We start from the raw sequence: 12871 nt of genomic DNA on the forward strand, positions 1-12871 counted from the left end.
TCCATTTTTTTAAGAAGGTATAGTAGAGCTTTTTAAAATTTAGTTATCAACTGAATCTATTATGTTTTGAATTGCAAAAGAAAAAGGTAAATTACGTTCTGTTTCATATTTATAAATAGAAGCGTGCAATCATTTGAAGATGCTTGAACAATAATTGTGGAGGTGTCGAATGGGAGTAATAATTCTCTTTTTAGGGGTAGTATTTGCAATAACTTTTCATGTGTTAACACATCGAAGAATGGATATAAAGAAAAAGAAATTGTATGTAGTAAGTTTGATTTTCGCTATTGTTTGTTCCTTTATCTCTACAGCTGGAGAAAATAAGGGCGATTTTCTATACTTTGGTGTACCAGCTGAAACATTTGTTTATTATGGTGGATGGGAAATATCTTTTAATCCATTAGGCTTTTTCTTTAACTTTATTTTGTTTTATTGGATTTTGAAGCTGTTATTTAAGCTGCGTAAGAGTTTGGGTAGTGAAGTGCAAAAATAGCAGTATATGTTGGAGACTTTAGCTAATCTATATCAGGTTAGAGAATTGGTTGTTAGTCGATAGAAAAGCTTACACTACTAATTATTAAAGGGAAACTATGCTGCACTATATGTACTAGGGGGGAGAAGAATGGATTTTCACATTAAAGAGCAGTTATGTAAGCAATATAATTTAAATAGTCTTATGAAAGTTTCATTGTTGCATGGGGGAGAAAATCAAACATATATGTTCGAATCGGACAAAAATAAATTTGTAGTTAGGCAGTATAGAGAAGGACGTTATACAGCCGAGCAAATAGAAGCTGAAATACATTGGTTAATAGCGATACAAAAACAAATGTTAGTACCAGAAGTAGTTGTAAATAAAGATGGTGACTGGATCACACCTGTTATGAAAGATGAGGGAAGTATCCAGTATTTTGTTGTCTTTAGGTTTATAAATGGAAGTGAAATTATAGAACCAAAGGATAAAGATTATGAAAAACTTGGATCACTCATGCGAATGTTTCATGAAAAAGCAAATGGAGTACTTAAAAGTGTGCCGCAAACTTGGAGGGGTTATGAAAGACCTATATATAGCGAGAAAAAGATGATTCATGAGCCTTTACAATGTTTATTACATGCTTCTTTTTTATCTTATGAGGATAAAAATAAATGCTTGAGAATTGCAGAAAGAATACAAGCACTTACAAACTCAATTCAATTGGGAGAAAAACAATTTGTTCACGGAGATATGCATTTTGGAAATATTCTTGTAGACAAAGAGGATTGGTATTTACTCGATTTTGATGAATGTGGATTTGGGTATAAAGAGTTTGATATTGGTGTTCCTAGATTGCATTTAATTGCTTCTGGACAGTTAGAAGAGGCATGGGGGAACTTCATGATGGGATATGGGGGAAATATTTCGGAAGCAGCCATTCGACTTGGAACTGCTTTAAGAATCTTTTATATGGCAGGGAAAATACCATTAAGACTTGATATTGAACCTATTAAAAAGAATCCTGATTATTTCATTCGCCGATATATTCAGTATGCGGAAGAGGAGTTATACAGTAAGACAATTGTCTGATAAAAAAACAGAATATTAATTCATTTGGATTCTAGACTATGTTATAATTCAATTGTAAGAAAATGGATTTCTGAAAGGTGGTATGCATGATGTCATCAACAGTACTCTTTTTTGGTAGTATCGCACTATTTTACTTCCTTGTAATGATACCGATTCAATATTTATACTTACAAGGTTTACATGAAAAAAAGAAAAAAACAGGATTATCTCAGCGAGAACTATACGAAAAAATGTCTTTTGGGGAAGAACAATTACATCTTCATGTGCAAGGCAACCCATTTAATATACCATCTGCGTTTGTCGCATATATGATTTTGAAAGTTAGAGGACGTAAAAAAGCATCACAATGTTGATGCTTTTTTACGTTGCTTCATAGACTTCGGCTTCTTCAACTGCTAATGGTAAGAAATGTTTGTATTGGCGAAATCCATTAAAGGCACTTGCACTGCCAAATAGAACGAATAAGATACCAACGATAATACGAGCGGTTGAAAGTTCTAAAAAGAATTGGTTTATCCCGAAGAATAAGACGAATGAACCGAGTGCCATTGCGGATTTTCCTGAGAGCCAACCTTTCTCCATTGGGCGGTTTGTACGAAAGTATTTTGTTTTGTAGAAGAGGTACAACATAAATGAGACGATAATACAGAAGACTAATACTGGCATCATGCACACTCCCATCGCTTTATGAAAAGATAGTAGAGAAAAAAGAAATATCTAAACTTTCTAATTTTTATTATAAAGCAATTGTTCGCATGTATGAAATACTTTCCGTTATAATGGAGGATAAAGTGAGATTTTCATTAGTGTGGGGATGTTTCCGCGCTAATGATTAGCCCACATTCATTGGGCTTTTACTGCACGTTAAAGTGAAGAAGTTGAATAAAAAGGAGATTATACATATGCATGAGCAAATTTTAGGAGCAATTAAAGAGTTTGATACAATTATTATTCATCGTCATGTGCGTCCGGATCCAGATGCGTTAGGTTCACAGGGCGGTCTTAGTACAATTCTACAAGAATCGTTTCCAAAGAAAAATATTTATACGGTTGGGTACAATGAACCGTCATTAGCATATTTACGAGTAATGGATGATATTGAAGATAGTGTATACGAAAATGCGCTCGTTATCGTTTGTGATACAGCAAACCAAGAACGTGTTGACGATCAACGCTATACAAAAGGGAAGATGTTAATCAAAATTGATCATCATCCAAATGAAGATCCATACGGAGACATTACGTGGGTAGATACGACAGCAAGTTCTACAAGTGAAATGATTTATGAGTTTTATAATTATGGAAAAGATAAAGGATTAAAAATAACAAAAGAAGCAGCTCGTCTTATTTTAGCGGGTATTGTTGGGGATACAGGTCGTTTCTTATTCCCGAATACAACAGCAAAAACACTTCGTTACGTAAGTGAGCTTGTTGACATGGGTGTGAAATTCACAGATTTATACAATGAAATGTATAAGACAAAAGAAAAAATCGCTCGTTTAAACGGTTATATTTTACAAAACTTTACGATGGTAGAAGAAGGAGCAGCTTACATTAAATTAACGAAAGAAGTATTAGAAGAATTTGATGTACTTCCTTCTGAGGCATCCGGCGTTGTTGGAGCACTTGGTAATATTGATGGATTAAAGGCATGGGTTCTATTTTTAGAGGAAGACGATGTGATTCGTGTTCGCCTTCGTTCAAAAGGACCAGTTATAAATAAATTAGCAATGCAATATAACGGCGGAGGGCATCCGATGGCTTCTGGTGCAAAAGCATCTTCTTGGGAGGAAGCGGATCGTCTATTTGCTGATTTACGTGAGATTTGTAAATAAGAAATTATATGTTAGAACGAAAAGAAGGAGTGGTGCTAAAGCCCTCCTTCTTTATTTTTCTTTCTCTATCGTAATGCTAATTTCCAGCACGGTATCAAAGGATATTGTATCGACTTTAAACCGGTATAGCCGATCGTAATGTTTGTACGTTTTGTTTTCGATTACCTTTTTGAGTAGGTCTTTATTTTTTGCGATACTTTGTATGTTTTTCGTTAAAAGATGCTGGAGGTCATTATGGATAGAAGTAGTCATGTTTTCAATTGTAAGGTTGTCTAAATCGTATTTTTCTCGATTTATAAGTTTTATTTTAATCTCTTGAATGGTTAAGAGCCGTTTATTTTCAGTATTTAATTTTTCTTGATCTTCGAGAAGGACGTGGAGTTTTGCTTCTTGTTTTTCTATAATTTCTCTTTGTTCTGCTATTTTACTAGCTTGTTCTTCTTGAAAAACACCGTATATGTACAAAAAAATAAACCAGCTCAATACACCCCCAACAGCAGCCCCAGCTAAAACTAAATACCATCTTTTTGCTGTATTGGCACTTGGTACTCTCATACATGCTCCTGCGTTAGCCATTTAATAATAATAAGACCAGTTTGCATACCACCTGTTGCGAAAAAAATAAGGAGAATTTGTTTTACGATATCTTTCATATCCCCGCCAAAGAAACTTCTTTCAAAACTATAAAAAGTATCAAATGTTCCGCCGATCGCTGCAACGAGTGCCCAAATTCTTAAATTTTGAGCGAATTGATTAATGTAAGTGAGGGTTGGTTTTCCGATAAGAAATGCACCAAATCCACCAATTAATGAACCACCAAGTATAACCCCAAAGGCAATAAAATAACTAATAATAAGCAGAGAGAAAAAAGTGTGTTCTCTTACATCCATCGTCATTCCCCTTTCTTCTTCATATATATGGACAAAGTATAAGAAGTATGTTTTGATTTCCTCTTTCCTCTTCACCTATAATAAAAGTAGTCAAATAGGTAAAGAGAGGGTACAACAGTGAAGTTTGTGCATTTACAATGTCAAACCGTTTTTAGTTTATTAAAAAGTGCTTGTAAAATTGATGAACTTGTAGTTAGGGCGAAAGAGCTCGGTTATTCATCACTAGCTATTACGGATGAAAATGTTATGTATGGCGTTATTCCGTTTTATAAAGCATGTAAGAAACATGGTATACATCCTATTATCGGCTTAACAGCTTCTATTTTTAGTGAAGAAGAAGAAAAGTCTTATCCGCTTGTCTTACTTGCTGAAAATGAAATAGGTTATCAAAATTTATTAAAGATTTCTAGTAGCATTATGACGAAGTCAAAAGAAGGTATTCCTAAGAAATGGCTTGCACATTATGCGAAAGGATTAATTGCTATTTCACCAGGTAAAGATGGGGAAATCGAACAATTATTATTAGAAGACAAAGAGAGTCAAGCTGAAGAAGTAGCTCGTATGTATCAAAATATGTTCGGCAGTTTTTATATGAGTTTACAGCATCATGCGATTCAAGATGAACTGCTTCTGCAAGAAAAATTACCTGCATTTATGAATAGGATAAATATTCCGGTTGTAGCGACGAACGATGTACGCTACATCAATCAAAGTGACGCACTTGTTCATGAATGTTTATTATCTGTTGAAAGTGGAACGAAAATGACGGATCCTGATAGGCCGAGGCTGAAAACAGATCAATATTATTTAAAATCATCAGATGAAATGGAAGCCCTATTTTCTCACGTAGAAGAAGCGATTTATAACACAGTAGAAATTGCAGAACGTTGTAGAGTAGAAATACCGTTTCATGTAAATCAATTACCGAAATTCCCTGTTCCATCTAACGAGACGAATGATATGTATTTGCGCCGCGTTTGTGAAGAAGGATTACAAAAACGTTATGGTACGCCGAAAGAAGTACATATAAAGCGTTTGAATCATGAATTAAACGTGATTTCTAGCATGGGATTTAGTGATTATTTCCTCATTGTCTGGGATTTTATGAAGTACGCGCATGAAAATCATATTTTAACAGGACCAGGTCGTGGATCAGCGGCTGGCTCACTCGTTTCTTACGTATTAGAAATTACAGATATTGATCCAATTGAATACGATCTATTATTTGAAAGGTTTTTAAACCCAGAGCGTGTGACACTTCCAGATATTGATATTGATTTTCCGGATATAAGACGTGATGAGATGATTCGATATGTGAAGGATAAATATGGTCAGCTTCGTGTTGCGCAAATTGTAACGTTTGGGACGCTGGCAGCGAAAGCGGCAATTAGAGATATTGCGCGTGTAATGGGTCTTCCGCCGCGAGATATCGACATATTCTCAAAACTTATCCCATCAAAGCTTGGTATAACGTTAAAAGATGCATATGAGGAATCGCAATCACTCCGTGAGTTTATACAAGGAAACCTTTTGCATGAACGTGTGTTTGAAATTGCAAAACGTGTAGAAGGCTTACCGCGTCATACGTCTATTCATGCAGCTGGCGTTATTATGAGCCAAGAGCCATTAACCGGAAGTGTTGCAATTCAAGAAGGGCATAACGATGTGTATGTTACGCAATACCCAGCTGATGCATTAGAAGAACTTGGGTTGCTCAAGATGGACTTTTTAGGATTACGTAATTTAACGTTACTTGAAAATATTATAAAGTTTATCGTGCAAAAAACAGGAAAAGAAATTGATATAAGAAATTTACCACTTCAAGATGAAAAGACATTCCAATTGTTAGGTAGAGGGGATACAACAGGTGTATTCCAGCTTGAATCAGGTGGTATGCGAAATGTACTTCGCGGGTTAAAGCCGAATGAATTTGAAGATATTGTTGCTGTTAACTCGTTATATAGACCAGGACCGATGGAACAAATTCCAACCTTTATTGAATCAAAACACGGAAAAAGACAAATTGAATATTTACATCCGGACTTAAAGCCGATTTTAGAAAGAACATACGGTGTAATTGTATACCAAGAACAAATTATGCAAATCGCGTCGAAGTTGGCGGGTTTCTCGCTCGGAGAAGCCGATTTATTACGCCGTGCAGTGAGTAAAAAAAATCGTGATATTTTAGATCAGGAACGTAAGCATTTTGTGCAAGGGTGTTTACAAAATGGTTATGACGAGACATCTGCAGAGAAAATTTATGATTTAATTGTAAGATTTGCAAATTACGGATTTAACCGAAGTCACGCTGTAGCCTACAGTATGATTGGATATCAGCTTGCTTACTTAAAAGCGAATTATACGCTGGAATTTATGACGGCACTATTATCGAGTGCAATTGGAAATGAAGATAAGATTGTGCAGTATATACGCGAAACGAAGCGAAAAGGTTTTCATGTTTTGCCGCCGTCTCTTCAGAAAAGTGGTTACAATTTCCAAATAGAAGGAAATGCAATACGTTACAGCTTACTTTCCATTCGAAACATCGGAATGGCTACAGTGACAGCATTAATCGAAGAACGAGAGAAAAAAATGTTTGAAGATTTATTTGAATTTTGTCTGCGCATGCCATCAAAGTTTGTAACAGAGCGAAATTTAGAGGCGTTCGTCTGGTCTGGGTGTTTTGACGATTTCGGTGTTTCGAGAACGAATTTATGGAAAAGTCTTAAAGGAGCGTTAGAGTATGCCAATCTTGCACGTGATTTAGGAGATGCTGTTCCGAAATCAAAATACGTACAAGGAGAAGAGCTCTCTTTTATTGAACAGTTAAATAAAGAGAAGGAAGTACTAGGTTTTTATTTATCAAGCTATCCGACAGCGCAGTATGTGAAGTTAGCGAAAGAATTAGAAATTCCAACTCTCGCTCAGGCGATGCGACATAAGAAAAAAGTACAAAGAGCTATCGTGTACATAACAAGCGTGAGAGTGATTCGTACGAAAAAGTTGCAAAAGATGGCATTTATTACATTTTGTGATCAAAATGATGAAATGGAAGCAGTTCTTTTCCCCGAAACGTATATACATTTCTCAGATAAGTTACAAGAAGGAGCAATTGTTTTAGTTGACGGCATGATTGAGCTTAGAAATCATAAGCTACAATGGATTGTAAATGGACTATATCCGTTAGAAGAAATGGATGTGTATGAAGAAAAGAAAGATGCGTCTGTTTACGTGAAATTGCCATCTCAATATGAGAAAAAGCTTTTAAATCAGGTTACTAAAATATTGTTTGACTATTCGGGTTTTGCGAAAGTACTAATTTATTATGAAAAGGAACATAAAATGGTACAATTATCACGAAGTTTATCGATTCATCCAAGTGAAGAATGTTTAGGAGCACTTCGTGAAATTGTCGGGGAAGAAAATGTGGTTGTGAAAATATAATGGACAATTTCCCTACACTTCGATTATTATAGTAGTAGTGTTCGTGGTCAGACCACTTGGAGAAATTGATATCAGCAAGAATAATTTGAGGAGAGTGGATAGTTTGTCAACACTTCGTGAAGAAGCACTTCACATGCATAAAGTGCATCAAGGAAAATTAGAAACTGTATCAAAAGTAAAAGTAGAAAATGCAAAAGATTTAAGTCTTGCATATTCTCCAGGGGTTGCAGAACCTTGTAAAGAAATTTATGACGATAAAAGTAAGGTATATGAATATACGATGAAGGGAAATATGGTAGCAGTTGTGACAGATGGAACGGCTGTACTTGGTCTTGGTAACATCGGACCTGAAGCATCTCTTCCAGTAATGGAAGGTAAAGCTGTATTATTCAAGAGCTTTGCTGGTGTAGATGCATTCCCAATTGCCTTAAATACAAACGATGTAGATAAAATTGTTGAAACTGTAAAATTAATGGAGCCAACTTTTGGCGGCGTTAACTTAGAGGATATCGCAGCACCAAACTGCTTCATTATTGAAGAACGTTTGAAAAAAGAAACAAATATTCCTATCTTCCATGATGATCAACACGGAACAGCTATCGTAACAGTAGCGGGTCTTGTGAACGCGCTAAAACTAGTTGGAAAGAAAATGTCTGACATTAAAGTTGTCGCAAATGGCGCAGGTGCAGCAGGTATTGCAATTATTAAACTTTTATATCGCTATGGCGTACGCGACATTATTATGTGTGACCGTAAAGGGGCAATCTATGATGGTCGTCCTACAGGTATGAATCCGGTGAAGGATGAAGTGGCAAAATATACAAATAAGAATCGTATCGAAGGTTCTTTAGCTGATGTTGTACAAGGTGCGGACGTATTCATTGGTGTATCTGCAGAAGGTGCATTAACAGAAGAGATGGTTCGTACAATGAATGACGATGCAATTATTTTTGCAATGGCGAATCCAGTTCCAGAAATTATGCCAGAATTGGCAAAAGCAGCGGGCGCAGCTGTTGTTGGAACGGGTCGTTCTGACTTCGCAAACCAAGTAAATAATGTACTAGCGTTCCCTGGTATTTTCCGCGGTGCACTTGACGTACATGCGACACAAATTAACGAAGAAATGAAGATGGCAGCTGTACAAGCTATTGCTGAGCTTGTAGCAGAAGATGAGTTAAATGCAGACTATATCATTCCAGCACCGTTTGACGCGCGTGTAGCGCCTCAAGTAGCAGCTTACGTTGCAAAAGCTGCAATGGAGACAGGGGTAGCTCGCCGTCAAGTAGATCCAAATGAAGTTGCTGAGAAAACAAAACAATTAGCGCTGATTGGTAAAGAATAAGCGAGGAATTTCCATTGACATCATCAAATACAAAAGTATATCTCGAAATTGTAAAAAAAATCCGTTCCATTATGGAAGAGGATGGATTGGTAGCAGGGGATCGTTTGCCGTCTGAGCGTGAGTTAAGTTCACGTTTAAACGTAGGACGTTCCTCTGTAAGAGAAGCGTTGCGTGCTTTAGAACTTGTAGGATTAATTGAAACGAGACGTGGTGAAGGGACGTTTATTCGAAACTTTTACGATAACGGTCTTGTACAATTGATTGCTCCGTTCTTGCTGCAAGATGAGAAAACAATTCGTGATTTATTACAAACAAAACGATTGCTTGAGAAAGATATGATTCGAATTGTATGTAATTTACCGAAAGAAATGTTTTCTAAAGTGCTAAGTAAATTACATCAAGTGCTTGAAGGAAATGAAAACTCAGTTCCAATGCTTCACCAAACGTTCTTTAAAACACTTATTGAACAAGTCGATAATTATTTACTATATCGCATTTGGATGATCGTAAATGATTACGTATCAACGCTTTCTTGTAAAGTTTCAGGAGATTCTATCGATATGTATAGAAAGCTTTACGCTATTTTGGAAGAAAAACAAGAAAATGATGCACTAAAAATTTACGATGAATTAGTAGAGAATATACAGTTTCACTCGTAATGTATAAAATTTGTCGAAATGACCATGACACGTTATGACAAACATTCTATCGCGTAGCGGTTAAAGTTAAACGTAAAGAGTGAGGTTATTAGACAGATTGAGAAGATAAGGCTAACATCAAACTTTGGTGTTAGCCCAATTTTCTTCTTACGCTAACCTTAGCTCTCAACGAAGGGGGTCAAATTGTGCTAAGAGATTTATTCGTGAAAAAGAAAAAGTACGCTGCAATACCTTCAGAACAAGTACGAAAAGATGTACCAGACGGCGTTATGACAAAATGTCCGAAATGTAAAAAAATCATGTATACGAAAGAGCTTCTAAAAAATTTAAAAGTATGTGTGAATTGTGGATATCATCATCCTATGAATGCATGGGAACGTCTTGATAGTATATTGGACGAAGGGTCATTCCGTGAGTATGACAAAGAAATGGTTTCATTAAATCCACTCGAGTTTCCAGATTATGAAGAGAAACTAGAGAGCGATCGTAAGAAGACTGACTTGAACGAAGCGGTTGTAACTGGTGAAGGAACAATTGATGACATGCTTGTTGTTGTTGCAGTAATGGATTCTCGTTTTCGAATGGGGAGCATGGGCTCTGTTGTAGGAGAAAAAATTGCCCGTGCGGTTGAAAAGGCATACGACTTACAAGTTCCATTTATTATCTTTACTGCTTCGGGTGGTGCCCGTATGCAAGAAGGGATATTAAGTTTAATGCAAATGGCAAAAACAAGCGTAGCTTTGAAAAAGCATAGTAATGCAGGAGGATTATTTATTTCTGTTATGACTCACCCAACGACGGGCGGGGTTTCAGCGAGTTTCGCTTCACTTGGTGATTATAATCTTGCAGAACCAGGGGCGCTGATCGGATTTGCTGGTAGACGTGTAATTGAACAAACGGTGCGTGAGAAACTACCGGAAGATTTCCAAACGGCAGAATTCTTACTAGAACATGGTCAATTAGATGCGGTGGTACATCGTGATGATATGAGAGAATCGCTTCGTAAGATTTTAGAAGTTCATCAAGGAGGGGAAATGGCTGTATGGCAGAGCTAGAATTTGAGAAACCAGTTGTTGAGCTAAGAAATAAGATTCGTGAACTGAAAGACTATACGAAAAACAGCCAGATGGACTTCAGTGAGGAGATTCGTATTTTGGAAGACAAGCTAGAAAATTTAGAGGAAGATATATACGGCAATATGAAAGTATGGGACCGTGTTCAAATTGCTCGTCATGCAGAACGACCGACAACGCTCGATTATATTGAGCACTTATTTACTGATTTTTTTGAATGTCATGGAGATCGTCTATTTGGCGATGATGCAGCGATTGTCGGCGGCATTGCGAAGTATAAAGGGATGCCTGTAACTGTAATCGGGCATCAACGCGGAAAAGATACGAAAGAAAATATTCGCCGTAATTTTGGGATGCCTCACCCAGAAGGATATCGAAAAGCATTGCGTTTAATGAAGCAGGCGGAAAAGTTCAATCGTCCAATTATTTGTTTTATTGATACGAAAGGAGCTTATCCTGGTAAAGCTGCTGAAGAACGTGGTCAAAGTGAAGCGATCGCCCGCAATTTATTTGAAATGGCAGGCTTAACGGTGCCTGTTATTTGTATCGTTATCGGCGAAGGTGGTAGTGGTGGTGCACTAGGTCTTGGAGTAGGAGATTACATTCATATGCTAGAAAATTCCACTTATTCTGTTATTACGCCAGAGGGTGCAGCGGCAATTCTTTGGAAAGATGCAGGAAAAGCAAAGGAAGCTGCAGAGGCGATGAGAATTACAGCAGCAGATTTGAAAGAATTAGGTGTAATTGACGAAATTATTCCAGAGGCAAAAGGTGGAGCACACCGTAATGTTTTGAAACAGTCAGAAAATATAGATTTAATGCTTAGAAAAACTTTTGAACAATTAAACGGAATTTCGAAAGATGAATTAATCGAAAAACGTTATGAAAAATATATGAAAATTGGGCAAGTTTCGTTTTCAAACGCTTCCATTTGGATAAAATAAGAAAAGCGTGCGTTCCACTTCGCGAATGCACGTTTTTATTATGAAAAGACACATCTTCTCCATTGTATTTTTATATTTTTTCGTGTTATTTTATTATAAGGCAAATAATCTTTATGAGGTGAGTACAAATGAAACGTATTGGTGTATTAACAAGTGGTGGAGATTCACCTGGTATGAATGCTGCCATTCGTGCAGTTGTTCGTAAAGCGATTTTCCATGATATTGAAGTATATGGTATTTACCATGGATACGCTGGATTAATTTCTGGTCACATTGAAAAATTAGAACTAGGTTCTGTTGGCGATATTATCCACCGCGGTGGTACGAAATTATATACAGCAAGATGTCCTGAGTTTAAAGACCCAGAAGTACGACTAAAAGGTATCGAGCAATTAAAGAAACACGGTATCGAAGGACTTGTTGTTATTGGTGGAGATGGTTCTTACCAAGGCGCTAAAAAATTAACTGAACAAGGATTCCCATGTGTTGGTGTACCAGGTACAATCGACAATGATATCCCTGGAACAGACTTTACAATTGGTTTCGATACAGCTTTAAATACTGTTATTGATGCAATTGATAAAATTCGTGACACAGCTACATCTCATGAACGTACATATGTTATCGAAGTAATGGGACGTCACGCTGGTGATATCGCATTATGGGCTGGTTTAGCTGATGGTGCGGAGACAATCTTAATTCCAGAAGAAGAGTATGACATGGATGAGGTTATCGCTCGTCTGAAACGCGGTAGTGAACGTGGTAAAAAACACAGTATTATCGTTGTAGCTGAAGGTGTTGGAAGTGCAATTGACTTCGGTAAGCACATTGAAGAAGCAACAAACTTTGATACTCGTGTAACTGTATTAGGTCACGTACAACGTGGTGGATCACCAAGTGCACAAGACCGTGTATTAGCAAGTCGTCTTGGTGCAAGAGCAGTTGAATTGTTAATTGCTGGTAAAGGTGGACGTTGTGTAGGTATTCAAAATAATAAACTTGTTGATCATGACATTATCGAAGCGTTAGCTCAAAAACATACAATCGATAAAGATATGTGTCAATTATCTAAAGAATTATCCATCTAATCGGCGTAATGTCGGATATTTGGGAACGGTTT

At 36.8% G+C, this 12871-nt stretch carries 13 protein-coding genes; 10 read left to right on the forward strand and 3 right to left on the reverse strand.

All coding sequences use genetic code 11. The features are described from left to right. Positions 1-169: 169 nt before the first annotated feature. From QCI47_RS04320 to QCI47_RS04330, 3 genes are all read left to right on the forward strand, one after another. A complete protein-coding gene (locus QCI47_RS04320; RefSeq protein ID WP_000538208.1) occupies positions 170-493 on the forward strand; it encodes a hypothetical protein in 324 nt (107 codons plus the stop codon). 129 nt (positions 494-622) lie between these two features. Then, positions 623-1564, forward strand: coding sequence for a phosphotransferase enzyme family protein (locus tag QCI47_RS04325; protein ID WP_353811705.1), 942 nt, complete (start codon positions 623-625; stop codon positions 1562-1564). 89 nt (positions 1565-1653) lie between these two features. Continuing rightward, a complete protein-coding gene (locus QCI47_RS04330; RefSeq protein WP_000099739.1) occupies positions 1654-1917 on the forward strand; it encodes a DUF3949 domain-containing protein in 264 nt (87 codons plus the stop codon). Between the two features lie 7 nt (positions 1918-1924). Here the strand turns inward: QCI47_RS04330 and QCI47_RS04335 are convergent, their stop codons facing one another. Then, complete coding sequence (locus tag QCI47_RS04335) at positions 1925-2230, reverse strand: YtpI family protein (RefSeq protein WP_044790633.1); 306 nt, start codon at positions 2228-2230, stop codon at positions 1925-1927. Positions 2231-2466: 236 nt separating this feature from the next. Between QCI47_RS04335 and QCI47_RS04340 the strand changes: the two genes are divergently transcribed. Continuing rightward, positions 2467-3399 (forward strand): DHH family phosphoesterase, encoded by a 933-nt coding sequence (locus QCI47_RS04340; protein WP_061132067.1) that lies wholly within the window; start codon positions 2467-2469, stop codon positions 3397-3399. A gap of 51 nt (positions 3400-3450) precedes the next feature. Here QCI47_RS04340 and ytrI read toward each other — a convergent pair whose 3' ends face one another. Then, positions 3451-3954 (reverse strand): sporulation membrane protein YtrI, encoded by a 504-nt coding sequence (ytrI, locus tag QCI47_RS04345; protein WP_001265735.1) that lies wholly within the window; start codon positions 3952-3954, stop codon positions 3451-3453. Further along, a complete protein-coding gene (locus tag QCI47_RS04350) occupies positions 3951-4364 on the reverse strand; it encodes a YtrH family sporulation protein (RefSeq protein ID WP_001998397.1) in 414 nt (137 codons plus the stop codon). Before QCI47_RS04350 ends, ytrI begins: the two co-directional genes overlap by 4 nt. Before the next feature lie 42 nt (positions 4365-4406). Between QCI47_RS04350 and dnaE the strand changes: the two genes are divergently transcribed. The 6 genes from dnaE to pfkA all read left to right on the forward strand — a co-directional run bounded on the left by dnaE (position 4407) and on the right by pfkA (position 12839). Continuing rightward, positions 4407-7733, forward strand: coding sequence for a DNA polymerase III subunit alpha (gene dnaE, locus QCI47_RS04355; protein ID WP_061132068.1), 3327 nt, complete (start codon positions 4407-4409; stop codon positions 7731-7733). Positions 7734-7866: 133 nt separating this feature from the next. Beyond that, positions 7867-9075, forward strand: coding sequence for an NADP-dependent malic enzyme (gene ystJ, locus QCI47_RS04360; RefSeq protein ID WP_001970845.1), 1209 nt, complete (start codon positions 7867-7869; stop codon positions 9073-9075). A gap of 14 nt (positions 9076-9089) precedes the next feature. Next, a complete protein-coding gene (locus tag QCI47_RS04365) occupies positions 9090-9734 on the forward strand; it encodes a FadR/GntR family transcriptional regulator (RefSeq protein WP_000204431.1) in 645 nt (214 codons plus the stop codon). Positions 9735-9919: 185 nt separating this feature from the next. Next, entirely contained in the window at positions 9920-10789 is an 870-nt protein-coding gene (gene accD, locus QCI47_RS04370) for an acetyl-CoA carboxylase, carboxyltransferase subunit beta (protein WP_000942861.1), read from the forward strand. After that, positions 10777-11751, forward strand: a complete 975-nt coding sequence (accA, locus tag QCI47_RS04375) for an acetyl-CoA carboxylase carboxyl transferase subunit alpha (protein WP_000818794.1) — start codon at positions 10777-10779, stop codon at positions 11749-11751. Before accD ends, accA begins: the two co-directional genes overlap by 13 nt. Positions 11752-11879: 128 nt before the next feature. Then, positions 11880-12839 carry a 6-phosphofructokinase gene (gene pfkA / locus QCI47_RS04380; RefSeq protein ID WP_000821160.1) on the forward strand — a complete coding sequence of 320 codons (960 nt, stop codon included), beginning with the start codon at positions 11880-11882 and terminating at the stop codon, positions 12837-12839. Positions 12840-12871: the final 32 nt, after the last annotated feature.

Source organism: Bacillus cereus group sp. RP29 (assembly GCF_040459765.1).
Taxonomy (GTDB): Bacteria; Bacillota; Bacilli; order Bacillales; family Bacillaceae_G; genus Bacillus_A; species Bacillus_A paranthracis.